Here is a 20,542-nt window from a genome sequence, read left to right on the forward strand (position 1 = left end):
CCGCGCGCGCTTTCAAGGGAGAAACTGCGGCTTGCACCCGGTCCGGCTGACGAATCGGAGTTGAAACACCGCGCCGTGGCCCGTATCTTCCTTGCCTACGTTCGACACAGAAAAAGGACTAACGACCATCGCTCGCAGACCTCACAATGCCCCGCCGACCCGCGAAACCGGACCACGTGTAAATGAGCGGATCAGGGCAGCCGAGATTAGATTGATCGGAGCCGAAGGCGAAAATGTCGGGGTCGTGACCCCGGAGCGCGGCATGGCACTGGCCGAAGCGGCCGGGCTTGACCTGGTGGAAATCTCGCCGAACGCGACGCCGCCGGTCTGCAAGATCATGGACTTCGGCAAGTTCAAGTACGAACAGCAGAAGCGGGAATCCGAGGCGCGGAAGAAGCAGAAGACCATCGAGGTCAAGGAAGTGAAGTTCCGCCCGAACACCGACGTGCACGACTATGACGTCAAGATGCGCAACGTTTTCCGGTTCCTTGAGGCCGGCGACAAGGTGAAGGTCACCCTGCGGTTCCGCGGTCGCGAGATGGCGCACCAGAACCTTGGCCGCGAGTTGCTGGAACGGGTTGCCGAGGACGTCAAGGAACTCGGCAAGGTCGAGAACATGCCGAAGATGGAAGGCCGCCAGATGGTCATGATGATCGGCCCGGCGAAGTAGGGCCGTTGACGCCCACCTCTTCCCATACCGCCCGGTTCCATGCCGGGAATGTAACGCAGGCGCCCGACGGGCGCCTGTTTGCGTCTGCGGCAGAGCGGAACCTGCCGCCCCTGATCGCGGCGCTGACGCCGTGGATGTCGGGCCGGGTTGGCCGTGTGCTGGAGATCGGCTGCGGCACCGGGCAGCATGCGGCGGCTTTCCGGCTGGCGTTTCCGCACCTCGAATGGCTGGCGTCGGATCCGGATGCGGGGCACCGCGCCTCGGCCGCGGCCTGGGCGGCGCATCTGCGGCTGCCGGAGCGGGAGGTTCTAGATATCGACGCCGTGGCGGACTGGGCCGGTGAGGTCGGACCTCTTAGCGGGGTGTTGTCCGCGAACGTGATCCATATCGCGCCCTTCGCTGTGGCGGAGGGGATCGTGGCGGGCGCCGGGAAGGCGCTGGTGCCCGGCGGGGTGCTGGTGTTCTACGGGCCGTTCCGGGTGGCCGGCCGGCATATCGGCGAAGGCAACGTGCGGTTCGACGCGAACCTGCAGGCCGAGGACCCCGAATGGGGCGTGCGGGACACCGACGAGATCGGCGCGCTGGCGGAGGCGGCGGGACTGAGCCTTGCGGCGCTGGTGACGATGCCGGCGAATAACCGGCTGGTGGTGTTCCGGAAGTAGCGGGCGGTTAAGCTGCTCCTTCGGCTTTGCGGGTCCCGCCCTTGCGAGCACTATCTTAGCTATTTTCATCGAGCGCATCGGCGGGCCGCGGCGCGGCGATCCGACCGCGTTCGGGGGCGCTTTATGGTGCAATACCCCTCTTCGGTCCGGCCGGAGCACCCAGCCCGACCAGATCGCCGGGCCCGGGGGCGGCCCGGCGATGCGCGGCGGCTTCGCCGCTATTTCGCGCATTGGTGCGGGGTTCCAACGGAAAACGCGCGCCCTTTCGGACGCGCGCTTGAAATCTTCAGATTATGGCGGGAGTCAGCCCGCCGCTTTCACCGCCCGGCCGGTCATCACATTGACCAGATGCGCGCGGTATTCGGGGGTGCCGTGGATGTCGCCCATCATGCCCGAGGCATCGACCGAGAGGCCGGAGATGGCGTCGGGGGAGAAGTTCGACGACAGCGCCTCTTCCGCTTCGGTCCAGCGGAACACGCCTTCTTCCGAAGCGCCGGTGACGGCGACGCGGACACCGTCGGAGTGTTTCGCGACGAAGACGCCGACGAGGGCGAAGCGCGAGGCGGGCTGTTCGAATTTCTGGTAATTGGACGCCTCGGGGATGTTGAACCTGACCGCGGTGATCAGTTCGCCTTCTTCCAGCGCGGTGGTGAACAGGCCCTGAAAGTAATCGTCGGCGTCGATCTCGCGTGAATTCGTGACCACGGTGCCGCCGGAGCCCAGCAGGCCCGCCGGGTAGCAGGCGGCGGGATCGTTGTTGGCCAGCGAGCCGCCGATGGTGCCCCGGTTGCGGACCGCCGGATCGCCGATATTCGCGGCCATCGCCGCGAGGCCCGGATAGGACGAGGCGGCCTCTTTCGCGACGGTGCCGTGGGTGGTTGCGCCGCCGATGGTGAGGACGCCGCCCGAGGCGCTGACGCCCTTCATCGAGGCAATACCGGTGGTCGAGACCAGAGTGCCGGGCATCGCCAGGCGCTGTTTCATGGTCGGGATCAGAGTCTGGCCGCCGCCGAGGGGTTGCGCTTCGTCGCCGGACAGCGCCTTGACCGCCTCTTCGACCGTGGAGGGTTTCACCAGTTCGAAGTCGTACATCTCGTTCTCTCCTTGCGAAGACCCCGGGTCTTCCTTTCGTTCGAATTTCGCATGTCCGGCGGCGACCGCAAGGGCACCGCCGGTACGATCAGCCGTTCATCGCAGCCCAGACCCGCGACGGCGACAGCGGCATGTCGATATGGGTGACATCCTTACCGTTCCGCTGCAGCGCGTCCACCACCGCGTTGACCACCGCCGGCGGCGACCCGATCGCGCCGGCCTCGCCGCAGCCCTTCACGCCCAAGGGATTGTGGGTGCAGGGGGTCTGGCAGGAATGATCGACGCTATAGCTGGGCACATCGTCGGCGCGCGGCATGGCATAGTCCATGTAGCTGCCCGAGATGAGCTGGCCGCTGTCGTCATAGGCGCAGCCTTCGAGCAGCGCCTGGCCGATGCCCTGGGCCAGACCGCCATGGACCTGACCCTCGACGATCATCGGATTGACGACGTTGCCGAAGTCATCCGCCGCAGCGAAGCGGTCGATGCGCACCTTGCCGGTGTCCGGGTCGACCTCGACCTCGCAGATATAGGCACCCGCCGGGTAGGTGAAGTTGGCCGGGTCGTAGAAGGCGGTTTCCTCCAGCCCCGGTTCCAGCTCTTCCAGCGGGTAGTTGTGCGGGACGTAGGCGGCGAGGCAGACATCGCCCCAGGCGACCGACTTGTCGGTGCCGGCGATGGAGAACTGGCCGTCCTTGAGTTCCACGTCTTCCGGCGCCGCCTCCATCAGGTGGGCGGCGATCTTCTTGGCCTTGGCGATGATCTTTTCGGTGGCCCGGACCATCGCGGACCCGCCGACCGCCAGCGAGCGTGAGCCGTAAGTGCCCATGCCCATCGGGGTGTTGGCGGTGTCGCCGTGAACGATCTCGACCATCGACTCGTCGATGCCGATCATCTCGGCGATGACCTGCGGGAAGGCGGTTTCATGCCCCTGCCCGTGGCTGTGCGAGCCGGTCATCACGACGAGGCCGCCGGTGGCGTTGACGCGGACGGTGGCGGATTCGTAGAGGCCGGCGCGGGCGCCGAGCTGGCCGACGAGGGCCGAGGGCGCGATACCGCAGGCCTCGATATAGGTGTTGATGCCACGGCCGCGCCACAGACCCTTTTTCGCGCTTTCCGCGGCGCGGGCGTCAAAGCCGTCCCAGTCGGCGATCTCGAGCGCCTTGTCCATCGTCGCGTTATAGTCGCCGGTGTCGTATTCGACGGCCACCGGGGTGGCATAGGGAAACTCGGTGACGAAGTTCTTGCGCCGGATCTCGACCGGGTCGATGCCCATCTCGCGCGCGGCCTTGTCGATGACGCGTTCGAGCTGGAAGGTGGCCTCCGGCCGCCCTGCCCCGCGATACGCGTCCACCGGCACGGTGTTGGAGAAGACCGCCTTGACGTTCACGTAGATGTTCGGGGTCTTGTAGTTCCCCGCCATCAGGGTGCCGTGGAGGTAGGTCGGAACGCTGGTCGAGAAGGTCGAGAGATACGCGCCCATGTTGGCGTAGGTCTCTGTGCGGATGGCCTGGAAGTTGCCCTCTGCATCGAGCGCCAGTTCGATCCTGGTCACGTGATCGCGGCCATGCGCGTCGGTCATGAACGCCTCGGAGCGGGACGAGGTCCATTTCACCGGACATTTGAGCTGTTTGGCGGCGAAGGTGCAGAACGCTTCTTCGGCGTAGTGGAAGATCTTGGAGCCGAAGCCGCCGCCGACATCCGGCGCCACCACGCGCAGCTTGTGTTCCGGGATGCCGAGCACGAAAGCGCCCATCAGCAGGCGGATCACGTGCGGGTTCTGCGAGGTGGTGTAGAGCGTGGATTCGTCGCTGTAGGATGCATAGTCGCCGATGGCGACGCGCGGTTCCATCGGGTTGGCGACGAGGCGCTGGTTCACCAGTTCCAGCGTGGTGACGTGGTGTGCAGACTTGATCGCCTGATCCACAGCCTCGCGGTTGTCCTCGATGAAGCCCCAGTCATAGCAGAGGTTCGAGGTCAGATCGTCGTGGACCTTGGGCGCGCCGTCTTCCAGCGCGGCCTTCATGTTCATGACGGCGGGCAGTTCCGTGATGTCCAGATTGATCTTTTCTGCTGCATCGCGGGCCTGTTCGTAGGTTTCGGCCACGACCGCGGCGATGGGGTCGCCGACATGGCGGACCTTGCCCTGGGCGAGCACCGGGTGGGCCGGTTCCTGCATCGGGTTGCCCTGGCGGTCGGTGATCTGCCAGCCGCAGGGGATGCCGCCGACGCCCTCGAAATCCTTGCCGGTGAAGACGCGGAGCACGCCGGGCGCGGTCTCTGCCTCGCTGGTGCCGACGGCGTTGATCTTTCCGTGCGCGACGTCGGAGCGCAGGAAATGGACATAGGCCTGTCCGCGAATGTTGATGTCGTCAGTGTAGCGGCCCTTGCCGGTCAGGAACCGCACGTCTTCGCGCCGCTTGGTGCTGGCGCCGATACCGTGGTCTTTGGGCATTGTTTTCCTCCCTAACGGCACGCCGGAGCGCACCTACAATGCTTGCCTACTGGACGGATTCGGTCTGTGTTCGTGGCGGACTACTCCGCCGCGATTGGCGTAACCTCCTGTCCCGATGCGGCAAGGATCGCCTTGACGATATTGTGGTAGCCGGTGCAGCGGCAGATGTTGCCTTCGAGGTAGTCGCGGATCTCGGCTTCGCTGGGCTTGGGGTTGTCCTTCAGCAGGGCCGCGGCGGACATCACCATGCCGGGCGTGCAAAAGCCGCACTGCAGGCCGTGATGGTCCTGGAACGCCTGCTGGATCACCGAGAGCGAACCGTCGGCATTGGCCATGCCCTCGATCGTCTTGACCTCGGCGCCATCGGCTTCGGCCGCGAACATGGTGCAGGATTTGACGGCCTCGCCGTCGACGTGAACCACGCAAGCGCCGCATTGCGAGGTGTCACAGCCGACATGGGTGCCGGTCAGACCAAGCGTCTCTCGCAGGAACTGAACTAGGAGCGTGCGGCCTTCAGCCTCTCCCGAAACCGGTTTTCCGTTTACCGTCATGGACACTGTCGGCATTGCGTACCTCCCTAGGATATTCGGTTTGGTGCAATCCTAATCACGCGGCGCAACGATTGGGAACACCCTTATGATGATGCAGGAAAATTTCCGCACTGCGGCGTGAAACGGGCGGTTCCGGCACTGGCATCCGCCGCGTGCTGCGCTATTGATCGGGAAAACGGAAGACACCCGGGACAGTCATCATGCGTCAGATTCTGCCGATCTCCGCCCTATTGCTGGGCTCGGCCTTTCTGCTTTTCGCGGGCGGGATCAACGGACTGATTCTGCCGGTGCGCGGCTCGGCGGAAGGGTTCTCGAGTTTTGCGCTGGGTCTGCTGGGGACCGGATGGGCCATCGGCTATGTCTCGGGCTGCCTTGTGACGCCGCGGCTGGTGAGCCGTGTCGGGCATATCCGGTCCTTTGGCGTGATGTCCTCGCTGGCGGCGATTGCGATCCTGGCCTCGCTGCTGCTGCTGACGCCCGTCGCCTGGGTGCCATTGCGGGCGCTGTCCGGGTTCTGCTTTGCCGGCGCCGCGATGATCGTGGAAAGCTGGCTGAGCGAACGCGCGGCGCCGAAGGACCGGGGCAAGGTGTTCGGGCTTTACACGATGGTGAACCTGGTCAGTTCCACCGCCGGGCAGCTGGTGCTGACGCTGGGCGACACGACGGGGTATCTCTATTTCGTCGCCGGCGCGATGTTTTATTGCCTGGCGCTGGTGCCCACGGCGATCTCGTCGAGCGCGACGCCGAAGCCGCTGGTCAACGTGAAGATCGATATTCCGAGCCTGTGGCGGAACTCTCCCATCGCTGTGGGTGGCGTGTTCCTGACCGGGATCTCGAACAGCGCCTTCGGAACGCTGGGTCCGGTCTATGCGGAACGGATCGGGCTGCCGCTGACGGCGGTCGCGCTGTTCGCGTCGCTGCCGGTGCTGGCGGGGGCGGTGGCGCAGGTGCCGGTGGGGTTCCTGTCGGACCGGATGGACCGGCGCAAGGTGCTGGTGGGGATCGCCGCGGTGGCAACGCTGGCGGACCTCGCGTTCATCCTGCTTCAGCCGGAGGCGCAATGGATCAACATCGCACTGGCGGCGAGTTTCGGGGCTGCGATCTTTTCGATGTACCCTGTCATCCTGGCGCATGCGAACGATCACGCAGCCGAGGGTACGGCGATTCAGGTGTCTGGCGGGCTGCTGATGGTGTTCGGGATGGGGTCGATCCTTGGGCCGCTGGCGGCAGGTATCGGAATGACGAAGATCGGGATTTCGGGTCTCTTCATCACCTCGATCATAGCGCATATCCTGCTGATCTCCTTCGCGATCCTGCGGATCTCGCGGCGGGCGGCGGTGGCGACGGAAGACAAGGGCAGCTTCACCGCCTCGCCCATGGCACGGAATGCGACGCCGGAGACAGCGGCGCTGGCCGCGACGGAGGAAGAGCTGATCGAGGAGCTGGAAGCGGAGCGGCTTGCAACCGCTGATCACTAAGAACGTGATTTCGGCGCAACCCCGCCTATCTAGTCAAAAAAAGCGGGAACCGGCCTATCAGTGGTGGCCTATGGCAGCCAGTACGATTACCGTTTGAACAAAGTCCGCAGTGGGTATGTGCGGGGAAAGGGGGATGGTTTGCGTTTCGGGCTAGCCGCGGTTTTCGGTCAGCGGGTTCTCCCTTTTGCAGCGGCTCTGTTGATGACCTCCGGTGTCGCCAGTGCACTTGATGAGGTGCAGTTCGGTCTGGTCGGCAATAACAAGGACCTGCGCAGCACGCTGAGCGACGCGTCTCTGGTGGTCGATGCGCGCCGAAGCGGGCAGACCGCGACCTCCGAGATTTTTGCTGCCGCTTTGTCGGATTACGCGCGGCTGCTGGATGCGCTTTATGCCGAGGGCTATTACGGCGGTGTCATCAGCATCAAGGTCGACGGTCGGGAAGCGGCGGATATCCCTCTTCTGCGAACCCCGGCGAGCATTTCCACCGTCCGTATCGTCGTAGATCCCGGGCCGCGTTTCCGGTTCGGCGATGCGCGCGTGGGGCCATTGGCGCAGGGAACGGAACTGCCGGAAGGGTTCCGTAGTGGCGAGCCGGCACTGGCGCCGCTGGTTCAGAGCTCAACACAGACAGCGGGAGATGCGTGGCGCTCGGCCGGCTATGCCAAGGTGGACGTCGCGGGCGAAAGGATCACGGCGGACCACAGGACCTCGACGCTGGACGCGGTGGTCGGACTGGAACCTGGACCGGTGGTCTATTTCGGCAAGCTGGTACAGCGGACGGAAAGCCGGGTGCGGGCGTCGGCGATCAAGCGAATCGCCGGACTGCCCGAGGGCGAGAAGTTTTCGCCGGAAGTTGCGGAGCGGGTGGCCGAGCGGTTGCGGCGGACCGGGGCGTTTGCCTCGGTCACTCTGCGCGAGGCCGAAGAACTGGGCCCCGGCAACAGCATGGACATGTACCTGAACGTGGTGGACGCCAAGCGGCGGCGGCTGGGCGTGGGGGCTGAATTCTCCTCACTCGAAGGTCTGACGCTTACCAGTTTCTGGCTGCACCGGAACATATTCGGCGGTGCGGAGCGTCTGCGGTTTGACGCAGAGATCTCGAATCTCGGCGGCTCGTACGGGACCGACTATTTCCTGGGCGGGCGGCTGGATGTGCCAGCCGTGATCGGCGCCGAAACCAATGCCTTCGTCTATGGCGAGATCGAGCACCTGGACGAGCCCACCTATCTCTCGAACCGTGTCGAGTTCGGCGTGGGCCTCGCACGGCGCTTCGGCGACCGGATCGAGACAGAGATTGCTCTGGCCTATACTTATTCGGAGACAGAGGACGATCTGGGCGATCGCACCTTCTCGTACCTCAGTCTGCCGATGAAGGCGTCCTACGACACACGAGACAACGCTCTGGACGCAACCGAGGGCTTCTATGTGCAGATCGAGCCGACTCCGTTCTTCGGCCTGTCCGACGACAGCGGATCGGGGCTGAAGACCTATGCCGACGCGCGGGCCTATTACGGTTTTGGCGAAGACAACCGTGTCGTGCTGGCCGGGCGGCTGCAGTTCGGTTCGATCACAGGCGCCGAAATCAGCGAGATCCATCCCGATTACCTGTTCTTTTCCGGCGGCTCCGGAACGGTACGTGGCCAGCCTTACCAGTCGCTGACCGTCACCACGAACGGTGTCGAGTCGGGCGGACGGAGCTTTCTGGGCCTGTCCGCGGAAGTGCGGACGCGGATCACCGACAATATCGGCGCGGTGGTGTTTGCGGATGCCGGTTATATCGGGGCAGAGGATTTCTATGACGGGTCGGGCGAATGGCATTCCGGTGCCGGGCTTGGCGTGCGCTACCTGGCCGGGTTCGGACCGATACGCCTGGACGTCGCGTTTCCGGTCGACGGCGACACCGGCGAGGGCGTACAGGTCTATGTCGGGATCGGGCAGGCGTTCTGATGCGGTTTCTCACTTTTCTGTTGCTGATCGTCACCCTGCCCTTCGCCGCACTCGCGCAGTCCTCGGAAGAGGAGGAGCGCGACCGTGGCCTGCTTCAGAGACTGATCGAGGACAATCTTTCCAGTGCTGGCCGCGAGGTTCAGATCGAGGGGTTCCGCGGAGCGCTTTCTTCTTCGGCTTCGCTGGACCGGATGACCATCGCAGACAGCGAGGGCGTCTGGCTGACGCTGGAGAATGCGACGCTGAACTGGCAGCGGACGGCACTGCTGCGCGGGCGGCTGCAGGTTCAGGAGCTTTCCGCCGAGCGTCTGGTGATCGCGCGGGCGCCGGTGACAGAGGAAGAAGCGCCCACCGCGGAAGCACCGGGGTTCAGCTTTGCCTTGCCCGACCTGCCGGTCGCGGTGAACATCGACCAGTTCAACATCGACCGGGTCGAGCTGGGTGCGCCGATCCTGGGCGAGGAACTGGCGCTGAACGTGACCGGGTCCGCCAACCTGACCTCCGGCGAGGGCGTGGCCGACCTGTCGATCACGCGGCTGGACGGGCCCGAGGGCGAGATCGGGATATCCGCCAGCTATTCCAATACCACCGGCGAGCTGGTGCTGGACCTGAACTTCAACGAAGGACCGGGCGGTATCGCTGCCGGGCTGATCGGTATGCCGGGCGATCCGGCGGTGCAGCTGATCGTCTCGGGTGACGGCACGCTGGACGATTTCGCCGCTGAGATCGAGCTGGCGACCGATGGCGTCGAGCGTCTGGGCGGGACCGTGAGCTTTGCTTCGGTCGAACCGGAACAGGCGCCGGCCGAGGGCGAGCCCCCTGCCCCGACGGCGAAACGGTTCAGCGCGCAGCTGTCCGGCGACATCACGCCGCTAATGGAGTCCGATTACATCGCGTTCTTCGGCGACGACATTTCGCTGAACATCTCCGGGGTGCGCCAGACGGACGGCAGCATAGATCTGGACCGGCTTGCGCTGCAGGCCCGGTCGATTGCGCTGGACGGCACCGTATCCGTGTCGGCGGAAGGCTGGCCGGAGCAGGTCGACATCACCGGACGCGTCGTTTCCCCCGAAGGCGGTGAGGTCCTGCTGGGTCTGCCCGGCGCGCAGACATGGATGCGCGAGGCGGATCTGTCGGTGCAATACGATCAGGCGGCGGGCGACAACTGGACGGCAAGTTTCGAGGTGCTGGGTCTTCGTCGGCTGGACATGGCGACGGAGCGCGTGGCGCTGACCGGAAACGGCACGCTGAGCCATGGCGACGGCGTTGCCATCGGTCAGGTGGGCGGCGCCTTTGACCTGGAAGTGACGCCGGTCCAGCACACGGATCCGGGACTGGCCGAGGCGCTTGCCGAGGGAATAACCGGCGGGCTGGAGTTTTCGTATGCCGAAGGCGAGGCACTGACCTTCCCGGGCTTCGACCTGACAATCGGCGATGCGCGGCTGGCCGGTCGTGCCGAGGTCGGCGGCCTGAGCGACGGCGGCAACGTGCGCGTCGATGCCGATGTCTCGGTGACGGCGAGCGACATCGCCCGGTTCTCGACACTTGCGGGGCGCGATCTGGGCGGCTCGGCGGAACTGTCGGTGAGCGGCTGGGTCGAACCGCTGGGCGGAGCGTTCGACCTGAGCTTCGATGGTACGACGCAGGACCTGGCGCTGGATGTCGAACAGCTTGACCCGCTGATCACCGGCGAAGGCACACTGTCGGCCAACGTGGCGCGGGGCGCGGAAGGCGTGCAGCTCGACAATCTGGCGATCGTGACCGACGCGACGAACCTGAGCGCCAGCGGCACGCTGGCGACGGGTGCGGGCAGCGGGCGCATTTCGCTGACCGTAGCCGACGCTGCTCTGGCCGTGCCGGGGCTGGACGGGCCCGCATCGCTTAACGGCGCGTTCGCGCTGGAGGGAGATGACTGGGATCTCGATATCGCCGTCGAGGGACCGGGCGGGCTGAACGCCGACATGGACGGAACGGTCACGCTAACGGATGGCACGCCAAGGGCGTTCACCGGGGTGCTGGATCTGGCTGTGGATGCGCTTGAGCCCTATTCGGAGCTTGCCGGGCGCAGGCTGGGCGGCGCCGCCGACCTGTCGATCCGGGGGAGCGGCGATCTGGAACAGCTGACCGGTCGCACGGAGGTCAGCGGAACGACCAGCGATCTGATCGTCGATGTCGAGATCGCCGATGCAATCCTGGCCGGTGACGGGACTTTGGATGTTGCCGTCACGCGCGAAGCGGACGGATCAATCATCATCGAGCGCGGACGGGCGCAGACGCCGCAACTGCGCGCAGATGTCAGCGGAAGCTACACGCCCGAATCGAGCGATCTGCGGTTCGACGTGGCGATGTCGAATATGGGGCTGGTTCTGCCCAGCCTTACCGGACCGGTGTCGGCACGGGGGACGGCCCAGGCGACCGGCGACGACTGGACCGTCGATACCGTTCTGACCGGTCCCGGCGAACTTGATGCGACCTTGTCGGGCAACGTGTCGCTACCCGATTGGAAGCCCACTGATTTTTCCGGCGATCTGGATATCGCCGTCGCGTCTCTGGCCCCCTATTCCGAGCTGGCGGGCCGCACGCTGGGTGGCGGCGCGGATCTGTCGATTCGTGCCAGCGGCAACGTGCCAGATCTCACTGGGCGCGCGGAAGTGAGCGGAACGACCAGCGATCTGATCGTCGATGTCGAGATTGCCGATGCCCTGTTGGCGGGGGACGGAACTTTGGACATCTCAGTCGCGCGCGCGGCGGACGGGTCGATAACTGTCGATCGCGGGCGGGCTGAGACGCCACAGCTGCGCGCCGATGTCAGCGGCAGCTATACGCCAGAGGCCAGCGATCTGACATTTGACGTGGCAATGTCGGATCTTGGGCTGGTGGCACCCAATCTCAACGGGCCGGTCACGGCACGCGGGACCGCGCAGGCGACGGGAGACGACTGGACCGTCGACACATCGCTGACCGGACCGGGAGAGCTGGATGCGACGCTGTCGGGCACGGTGTCGCTGCCGGACTGGAAGCCGACAGACTTTTCGGCGGATCTGGATTTCGCAGTCGCGTCGCTTGACCCCTATTCCGGCCTTGCGGGCCGGACGCTGGGTGGCGGGGCGGACCTGTCGATCACCGCAAGCGGCAACGCCTCTACCCTGACCGGAAGCGCCGAGGTCAGCGGCACCGCACGCAGCTTGAGCATCGGCATCCCGGATGTGGACGCCCTGTTGCGCGGCGACAGCACGGTGGACATCGCTGTAAGCCGGAGCGAGGACGGTACCGTCAATGTCCAGCGTGCGCGGGTTCAGACGCCGCAGTTGAGCGCGAGCTTTGACGGAAACTACGGCAGCCGCGGCGGGACGCTGACGTTCGAAGCGCGCCTGAACGACCTGGGGCTGTTCGCGCCGGGTATCAGCGGACCTGTGACCGCTCAGGGCAGCGCCAGGTCCACGGGCGGCGACTGGACAGTGGACGTATCCGCCACCGGACCGGGCGGTATCACCTCTCGCGTGACGGGCACCGCCGCGCCGGACTTCCAGAGCGCCAACCTGAACGCCGTGGGCGCCGGGCCGCTAGAACTGGTGAACCGTTTCATCTCTCCGAACCTTGTGAGCGGGCGTCTGGATTACAATCTGTCGCTGAACGGACCGCTGGCGCTGAATTCGGTGTCCGGCACGGCGAGCACGTCGAATGCAAGCCTGACGGTGCCGGTGGCCAATGTGCGGCTGACCGGGATCAATGCCACGGCGAACCTGAACAGCGGACAGGTGCAGCTGTCCGTCGACGCGAGCAGCGCGGAAGGCGGGAGGCTGCGGGTGACCGGTTCGGTCGGAATGACGGCGCCGTTCAACGGCGATCTGAGCGTCGACCTGTTCAACCTGGGTCTCGTCGATCCGGGGCTTTACGAAACCACGGTCAGCGGCGGGCTGACCGTGACCGGGCCTCTGACGGGCGGCGCGATGATCGCGGGGAACCTGACGCTTGGGCCCGTGGAGGTTCGCATCCCCGACGGGTTCGGAAGCTCGGGCGGGTCGCTGCCATCGCTGGTGCACCTTTATGAGCCCGCCGATGTGCGCCTGACACGGAAACGCGCCGGCATGCTTGAGACGGATTCCAGCCGCAAGGGGACCGTCGGCTACGGGCTGGACGTGCGCATCGACGCGCCGTCGCGGATCTTCATTCGCGGGCGCGGGCTGGATGCGGAAATGGGCGGTTCTCTGCGCGTCACCGGTACGACGACGGCGCCGGTCACGCAGGGCGGGTTCGAGCTGATCCGCGGGCGGCTGGACGTTCTGAGCGAGCGGATCGACCTGACCGAAGGCTCGATCCGGCTGCAGGGTGACTTCAACCCGTATATCCGCATGGTGGCCACGACGACCTCTGGCGATATCACAGTGGAAATCGTCATCGAGGGCTTTGCGGACAATCCGGAACTGACGGTGACCTCTTCACCCGAACTTCCCGAGGAAGAGATCCTTGCGCATCTGCTGTTCGGGCAGAGTGTCACCGATATCTCGGCCCTGCAGGCGCTGCAGCTGGCTTCGGCGGTGCGCACACTGTCGGGCGCGGGCGGCACTGGTATCGTCGAGCGGCTGCGGCAGAATTCGGGGCTGGACGATCTGGAAATCGTGACGTCGGAGGACGGATCGGCCGGTGTCCGCGCCGGGAAGTACCTTTCGGACAACCTCTATACCAGCGTCGAGGTGAATTCGGACGGCGAGACCGAGATCAACCTGAACCTGAACATCACCAACAGCGTCACGGCGCGCGGCATGGCCAATTCGGAAGGCGATACCGGGATCGGGATCTATTTCGAGCGCGATTACTGACCGGCGTTCCGGCGCCTGACGTGGCGCCGGGCTTGTTCATTCCAGACAAGGGATGTCGTTTCCGGGCACTCGGGTTCGCAAATCCTCGGGTAGCGTCTGCGCAAAACGCGCCGCAACGGGGAGCCTCTTCATGAAATCGCAATACCGGGTCGTGGTCATTGGCGGCGGGGTCGTCGGGGCCTCGGTGCTCTATCACCTGGCGAAATTCGGCTGGACCGACATCGCGCTGATCGAGCGGTCGGTGCTGACGGCGGGGTCCTCGTGGCATGCCGCGGGCGGCATCCACGCGCTGAACGCCGACCCGAACATGGCGGCGCTGCAGGCCTATACGATCGACCTGCTGTCCGAGATCGAAAAGGAGTCGGGGCAGGATATCGGGCTGCACATGACCGGCGGCGTGACCATCGCATCGTCTCCGGTGCGCTGGGAATGGCTGCAGTCGGCGCATCGGGTGTACCAGTCCATCGGCATCGACGACACGCATCTGATGACGCCGGACGAGATCACCAAGATCCATCCGCTGATGAACATGGACGGCGTGCTGGGCGGCATGTGGGCGGAGCGCGAGGGTTATGTCGACACGACGGGCGTGGTGCATGCCTATGCCAAATGCGGCCGGATGCGCGGCGCCGAGGTGATCGAGCACAACCGCGTGCTGGAGCTGCACTGGAAAGGCGACGGCTGGGACGTGGTGACCGAGAAGGGTACTGTGCGGGCCGAGCATGTGGTGAATGCGGGCGGTCTGTGGGCGAAGCAGTGCGGGCGCATGGCGGGGCTGGAGCTGCCGGTATCGCCGCTGTCGCACCACTACCTGCATACCGACACGATCCCGGAACTGGCGGACCGCGCGGGCGAGATCCCGATGTGCGTGGACCCGGAAGGGTTCTTTTATTCGCGGCAGTACCAGAAGGGGATGCTGATCGGCATCTACGAGGTCAACCACGCCCACTGGATGATGGACGGGGCGCCGTGGAATTACGGCATCGAGCTGTTGCAGGAGGATCCGGACCGGATCGAGCACGAGCTGACCTGCGCGTTCGAGCGGTTCCCTGCCCTGCAGACCGTCGGCGTGAAGGACTGGGTGCACGGCGCCTTCACCTTCTCGCCCGACGGCAACCCGCTGGTCGGGCCAGTGGACGGCGTGCCGAACTACTGGCTGGCCTGCGGCGTGATGGCGGGCTTCCTGCAGGGCGGCGGCGTCGGCAAGACGCTGGCCGAATGGATGATCCACGGCGAGACCGAGGCGGACGCCTGGTCGATGGATATCGCACGCTACGGCGCGTTCGCGTCGAACAAGGAATACATCCGGCAGACCACGGGGCAGTTCTATTCCCGCCGTTTCGTGATGACCTATCCGAACGAGCAGCTGCCCGCGGGGCGGCCGCTGAAGATGGCGCCTGCGCATTCCGAGATGAAGGCGGCCGGGGCGCGCTGGGGTATCAGCTGGGGGCTGGAGACGCCGCTGTACTTCGCGCCGGAAGGGTTCGAGGAAACGCCGTCGCTGCGCCGGTCGAACGCGCATGACATCGTCGGCGCCGAGTGCCGCGCGGTGCGCGAGGCGGTGGGGCTGCTCGATATCTCGGGCTTCTCACGCTACGAGGTCACCGGTCCGAACGCCGAAGCGTGGCTGGACCGGGTGATGGCGGGCAAGCTGCCGAAGCCGGGCCGCGCCCGGCTGGCGCCGATGCTGTCGCATTCGGGGCGGCTGATGGGCGACCTGACCGTGTTCAACTGGGGCGACGGCACCTGGTGGATCATGGGGTCCTACTATCTGCGGGCGTGGCACATGCGCTGGTTCAACGCGCGTTATGGCGACGGCGTGATGGTGCGGGACATCTCGGACGACTGGGTCGGGTTCTCTCTCAACGGGCCGAAATCGACCGAGGTGCTGAACCGGCTGACCAACGGCGATGTCACCCTGCCCTTCATGGGCTGCGCGTCGCTGGATGTCGGGCTGGTGCGGGCGAAGGTCGGGCGGCTGTCGGTGACGGGGGAGCTGGGCTACGAGATCAACTGCCGCGCGTCGGAGCATATCGGGCTGCGGCGGGCCCTGCTGGAGGCGGGTGCGCAAAGCGGGCTGAAGGAGATCGGGTACAATGCCCTGGGCTCTCTGCGGCTGGAAAAGAGCTTTGGCATCTGGAGCCGGGAGTTCACGCAGGACCGGACCCCGGGGATGACCGGGATGGACCGCTGGATCGACTGGGACAAGGCCGATTTCATCGGCCGTGACGGGGCTGTTGCCGAGCGCGACGGCAACGGGCCGGCGCGGAAGATCGTGACGCTTGAGATCGATGCGGAGGACGCGGATGCCAGCGGCTATGAACCCGTCTGGCGCGATGGGACCGTCGTGGGGTTCGTCACATCGGGCGGGTATGGCCACTATATCGGGAAATCCATCGCGCTGGCGCTGCTGGATGTGGACAGCGGGGCCGCGGGAACGGAATTGTCAGTCCACGTCGTTGGCCGCGAACGTCCGGCGCGGGTGCTTTCAGCGTCGCCCTACGATCCGGACGGAAAGGCGATGCGGGGTTGACCGCAAACGCTTTTGCAATGGCCCACCGGCAGACGGAATCGCCGATAAAGTACCCCGACGCCCATCGCGATGTCGGCTTCGCATGGGCGCCGGGGTTTGGGATCGTGTCAGTCTTCCAGATTGGCGACGACTCGATCCGCAAAGGCTTCGATCAGCGCATCGTAGAAGTCGCGGTCGGCCACGGTGATAACCGCGACGTCCGTCCCGACGACGAAGTACTGTTGAGCGTTGTCGTAGTTAACGGTCAGATCGTACGCCTCGTAGGCCGAGTTGTTGGACTCGTGGCTGATCTTCACGCGGCCGGCGAGCTGGCTGTCGGCGATGCCGGTGAGCGACTCGAGAGTGCTGGCCAGAACGACTTCGTCGATGTCGACCGAGATGCGGAGCGCCTCTTCGTCCTCGGAAACGAAGTTGCCGACCAGCTTGGCGACGATCGCGTTCTCCAGGTCTTCGGCGATGTTGGTCCAGTGAGCGCCGGCTTCGGCATTGCCGATCTCGTCGAGATCGACCTCGACCTTGACGGCTTCGACATCGGGCATCGCAAAGGTCGCGACAGGCACAGCGGCCAGCGAAGCGGTCAAGGCGGTAACGGTCAGAATACGCAGCATATCTTGTCTCCCATTCAGAAGGTTGCAGCCTCAGGCGGCCGCTTGGAAAAGCAGACGCGCGGGGGCCACGTCCGGTTCCGCTGCGCACCAAGAAAACGTCGAATGCCGCAGGATATCGCCGGATCCACGCGGATTTGGGCGGATTGGCACCGAACGCAACCCACGGGCCGGAACCTGCAGCCGTGGCCGGGCGTTGGTTTTTTTGGCCGTTCCTGCCGCGCAGTCGGGAAACAGCTGAATTTCCATCCCACCCCGCCGCTGCCAGCGGGCCGCCTTCGGCGCCGTGTCCGCCAGATCATCCGCTTGACCCCCTAAAGAAGCTGGGACACCGTCCCGTTCAAATGCCAAAGAGGACATGAATGAGCACTCCCGACGCAATCATCATCGGCACCGGAGTCATCGGCGCGGCCACTGCATTCGAACTGGCCAAGGCCGGATGGAAGACCCTTTCGCTGGACCGGAACCAGCAGGCGGGGCACGGTTCGACCGCGGGTTCCTGCGCGATTATCCGGATGCACTATTCGACGTTCGACGGAACCGCGTTCGCCTGGGAAGGCTATCACTACTGGCGCGACTGGGCAGAGTATCTGGGACTGCCCGACGGCGACAATCTGGCGCCGTTCCGGGAGACCGGGTGTCTGGTGATGAAGACCGAGGGCAACGATTACCTGTCGAAGCACATCAAGAATTCCGCGGCGCTGAACATCCCGTTCGAGGAATGGGGACCGGAAGAAGTGAACAAGCGGCTGCCGGTCTATTCCTTGGACAGTTACGCGCCGCCCAAGGCCAAGGATGACCCGGACTTCGGGCAGCCGAACGGCAAGCAGCTGCGCGGTGGGGTGTACTGGCCGAACGCCGGTTACGTGACCGATCCGGCGCTGTCGGCGCAGAACCTGATGGCGGCGGCAAAGCTGCACGGGGCGGAGACGCGGATGGGTGTCGAGGTGGTCGAAATCCTGAAGGATGGCGGCCGAGTGAAGGGCGTGAAGCTGGCGGATGGCGAGGAGATCCACGCGCCGGTGGTGATCAACGTTGCCGGGCCGGGATCCTGCTTTGTCAACGAGATGGCCGGGGTGACCGGCGAGATGACCATTGCGACGCGGCCATTGCGGCAGGAGGTCGTGCATGTGCCGTCGCCGGAAGGCTTCGACTTCGAGCATGACGGCACCATCGTGTCGGACAGCGATATCGCCTGCTATTGCCGGCCGGAGCACGGCAACCACATCCTGATCGGCTCGGAAGATCCGGAATGCGACCCGCATTACTGGACCGAGAGCGACACCGAGTACGACCATAACTTCACGGATCAGTGGACCACGCAGGCGATGCGGTATGCGCAGCGGGTGCCGTCGCTGGGGATTCCTAGCCGGATGCGAGGTGTGGTGGACCTTTACGACGCCTCGACCGACTGGATTCCGATCTACGACAAGTCCTCGCTGGGCGGATATTACATGGCCTGCGGGACCAGCGGGAACCAGTACAAGAACGCCCCGATCGCGGGCAAGCTGATGGCGGCGCTGGTCGCTTACTGTGAGGACGGCAACGACCACGACACGGCACCGATGACGTTCACCCTGCCCTATATCGGTCACGAGATCGACGCCGGGTTCTATTCGCGCAAGCGCCCGATCAACGAGGAATCCAGTTTTTCCGTGCTGGGTTAGGCTCAACGCAAAACGCCCGGCCGACTGGCCGGGCGTTACATCCTGCAGACCGGGATCCGGCTATCTTACCAGATCGAACGCCTCGACATTGCCGCGGCCGCATCGCGCGCAGCAGTTTTCGCAGTTGTAGCCATCATTCGGCCCGACGCCCCAATAGGTGCTGGAATTGTTCCGCTCCCACGCGCCGTAGCAGATCAGTTCGTCGTAATTGCACGACAGGTTGAACGTGGACCGGCCCTGATAGGCGTCCATGACGTAGACCTGATCGTTGCCCGGCCACACATGGTTGCGGTCCTGGCTGTAGAATTCCAGGCTGATTGTCCGGTCGTAGTTGCTGCCGATGGTCCAGAGCAGCGTGTCCGCGCCGGCCAGTGCGGGCAGCGTCACCGTCAACATGAACGCCGCGACCAATGTCTTGAGGTAAGTCATCTAATTCTCCGTTTCCCTCTGCCCGGTCCCCGGTGCGCCGCCCCCAGCGACACGACAAAAACCGGCGCGCGCGGGGACCACGAACGGCTCGCCGGTATGAACAAAGCTGCATGAGCACTTGCAAGCATGCATGCTTAATAGCATGCATGCTCACGATAATGAGAGTGCCAATCCCCGCAACCGGAAACTCCGGCTACGAAGGAATTGTCACGAAATTCTTGCTAATCAGTTATATTTTGAGAGTTTTTTGCTTATCGCGTCGGTCTTTTCGCGCAAAAGCGCCGCATCTCCGAGCGTTTCGACATTGAGCCGGACGACGGGTTCGGTATTCGACTTCCGGAGGTTAAACCGCCAGTCCTTGTATGCAACGGACAGCCCGTCGAGGCGGTCAATCTCGCCGCCTTGCGCGAAGGTGTCTTCCACTGTCGCAACGGCGGATTCCGGATCGGAGAGGCGAAAGTTGATCTCGCCCGAGGACGGGTGACGCGCGCGCATCTCTTCCACCAGTTCCGAGAGCTTCTTGCCGGTGTCCGACATATGCGCCAGCACCAGAAGCCAAGGGATCATGCCGCTGTCGCAGTACATGAAGTCGCGGAAATAGTGATGCGCCGACATCTCGCCGCCATAGGCCGCGTCGACCTCGCGCATGGTCGCCTTGATCAGGGCGTGGCCGGTTTTCGAGACCACGGCCTCGCCGCCCGCTTCCTTCACGACGCGCTGCGTGTTCCACATGACCCGGGGGTCGTGGACGATCTTCTCACCGGGCGACTGGGCGAGAATGGCGGCGGCAAGGAGGCCGACGATGTATTCGCCGTCGATGAAATCGCCGTTCTCGTCGAACAGGAAGCAGCGGTCGAAATCGCCGTCCCAGGCGACACCGAGGCCGGCCCTGGCGGCCTTGACCGCATCACCGGTCATGGGGCGGTTTTCCGGGAGGAGCGGGTTGGGGATGCCGTTCGGGAAGGTGCCGTCGGGCGTGTGGTGCAGCTTCATGAAGGTGAGGGAGCCGCATTTTTCCGTGAGCGCCTGTTCGATGGCGTCAAAGGTCGGGCCGGCCGCGCCGTTGCCGGCGTTGACGAGGATGTTGAAGGTGCCGAGCTTGTCGGTTTCGACGAAGGACAGGACACGTTGGACATAGGCGGCGCGGGGATCGGACGGCGTGATGGTGCCGGGCCGGGCCACGGGGTCGCCGAACTCATTGGCGGCGGCCATGTCGTGCATCGCCTGCAATCCGCTTTCGCGGGAAATCGGCGTGGCGCCCGGACCGATCAGTTTCACGCCGTTGTCACCGATGGGATTGTGGCTGGCCGTCACCATCAGGCCGCCACCAGCCCCGTAATGATCGGTGGCGAAATAGACCTCTTCCGTGCCGCAGAGGCCGATGTCCAGCACATCGACGCCCTCATCGGCCAGCCCGCGCGAAAGGGCCGCCTGCAATCGGGGCGAGCTGTCCCGGATGTCCCGGCCGGTCACCGCCTTGCCGGGTTTCATGACCCGCGCAAATGCGCGGCCAATACGATAGGCGATATCTTCGTCCAGGTTCTCGCCCACCTGGCCGCGAATGTCATATGTCTTGAAGCAAGTCAGTTCGGTCATGGAAACTCCCCTCGTGCCTGGTCCGGGGGCAATGCGGCCA

At 64.9% G+C, this 20,542-nt stretch carries 13 protein-coding genes; 7 read left to right on the forward strand and 6 right to left on the reverse strand.

Going from position 1 to position 20,542, the window contains the following annotated elements; all coding sequences use genetic code 11:
- Positions 1 to 127: 127 nt before the first annotated feature.
- A complete protein-coding gene (gene infC, locus HCO70_RS10635) occupies positions 128 to 670 on the forward strand; it encodes a translation initiation factor IF-3 (protein WP_172296256.1) in 543 nt (180 codons plus the stop codon).
- Between the two features lie 5 nt (positions 671 to 675).
- A complete protein-coding gene (locus HCO70_RS10640; RefSeq protein WP_172295684.1) occupies positions 676 to 1,332 on the forward strand; it encodes a DUF938 domain-containing protein in 657 nt (218 codons plus the stop codon).
- 303 nt (positions 1,333 to 1,635) lie between these two features.
- On the opposite strand, the gene HCO70_RS10645 is transcribed toward HCO70_RS10640, so the two are convergent.
- The 3 genes from HCO70_RS10645 to HCO70_RS10655 all read right to left on the reverse strand — a co-directional run bounded on the left by HCO70_RS10645 (position 1,636) and on the right by HCO70_RS10655 (position 5,442).
- Positions 1,636 to 2,424, reverse strand: coding sequence for a xanthine dehydrogenase family protein subunit M (locus HCO70_RS10645; RefSeq protein WP_172295686.1), 789 nt, complete (start codon positions 2,422 to 2,424; stop codon positions 1,636 to 1,638).
- A gap of 88 nt (positions 2,425 to 2,512) precedes the next feature.
- Positions 2,513 to 4,876 (reverse strand): xanthine dehydrogenase family protein molybdopterin-binding subunit, encoded by a 2,364-nt coding sequence (locus tag HCO70_RS10650; RefSeq protein ID WP_172295688.1) that lies wholly within the window; start codon positions 4,874 to 4,876, stop codon positions 2,513 to 2,515.
- A gap of 80 nt (positions 4,877 to 4,956) precedes the next feature.
- Positions 4,957 to 5,442, reverse strand: a complete 486-nt coding sequence (locus HCO70_RS10655) for a (2Fe-2S)-binding protein (protein WP_172295690.1) — start codon at positions 5,440 to 5,442, stop codon at positions 4,957 to 4,959.
- Between the two features lie 185 nt (positions 5,443 to 5,627).
- Between HCO70_RS10655 and HCO70_RS10660 the strand changes: the two genes are divergently transcribed.
- The 4 genes from HCO70_RS10660 (at position 5,628) to HCO70_RS10675 (ending at position 16,205) form a co-directional block, all read left to right on the forward strand.
- Complete coding sequence (locus HCO70_RS10660; RefSeq protein ID WP_216665325.1) at positions 5,628 to 6,905, forward strand: MFS transporter; 1,278 nt, start codon at positions 5,628 to 5,630, stop codon at positions 6,903 to 6,905.
- Between the two features lie 201 nt (positions 6,906 to 7,106).
- Positions 7,107 to 8,852 (forward strand): autotransporter assembly complex family protein, encoded by a 1,746-nt coding sequence (locus HCO70_RS10665; RefSeq protein WP_172295692.1) that lies wholly within the window; start codon positions 7,107 to 7,109, stop codon positions 8,850 to 8,852.
- Positions 8,852 to 13,672, forward strand: a complete 4,821-nt coding sequence (locus HCO70_RS10670) for a translocation/assembly module TamB domain-containing protein (protein WP_172295694.1) — start codon at positions 8,852 to 8,854, stop codon at positions 13,670 to 13,672. The genes HCO70_RS10665 and HCO70_RS10670 overlap by 1 nt, the downstream gene beginning before the upstream one ends.
- A 130-nt stretch (positions 13,673 to 13,802) precedes the next feature.
- Positions 13,803 to 16,205, forward strand: a complete 2,403-nt coding sequence (locus HCO70_RS10675) for an FAD-dependent oxidoreductase (RefSeq protein WP_172295696.1) — start codon at positions 13,803 to 13,805, stop codon at positions 16,203 to 16,205.
- A 107-nt stretch (positions 16,206 to 16,312) separates the two neighbouring features.
- Here the strand turns inward: HCO70_RS10675 and HCO70_RS10680 are convergent, their stop codons facing one another.
- Positions 16,313 to 16,813, reverse strand: a complete 501-nt coding sequence (locus HCO70_RS10680) for a hypothetical protein (RefSeq protein ID WP_172295698.1) — start codon at positions 16,811 to 16,813, stop codon at positions 16,313 to 16,315.
- A gap of 359 nt (positions 16,814 to 17,172) precedes the next feature.
- Here HCO70_RS10680 and HCO70_RS10685 point away from each other — a divergent pair, with 359 nt between their 5' ends.
- Positions 17,173 to 18,477, forward strand: a complete 1,305-nt coding sequence (locus tag HCO70_RS10685; protein ID WP_172295700.1) for an FAD-binding oxidoreductase — start codon at positions 17,173 to 17,175, stop codon at positions 18,475 to 18,477.
- Between the two features lie 60 nt (positions 18,478 to 18,537).
- On the opposite strand, the gene HCO70_RS10690 is transcribed toward HCO70_RS10685, so the two are convergent.
- Entirely contained in the window at positions 18,538 to 18,906 is a 369-nt protein-coding gene (locus tag HCO70_RS10690; RefSeq protein ID WP_172295701.1) for a hypothetical protein, read from the reverse strand.
- Between the two features lie 225 nt (positions 18,907 to 19,131).
- The gene (locus HCO70_RS10695) at positions 19,132 to 20,502 is read right to left on the reverse strand and encodes a phosphomannomutase (protein WP_172295703.1); all 1,371 of its coding nucleotides are present in this window, start codon (positions 20,500 to 20,502) and stop codon (positions 19,132 to 19,134) included.
- Positions 20,503 to 20,542 lie beyond the last annotated feature (40 nt).

Source organism: Pseudoruegeria sp. HB172150, assembly GCF_013184805.1.
GTDB lineage: Bacteria > Pseudomonadota > Alphaproteobacteria > Rhodobacterales > Rhodobacteraceae > Psychromarinibacter.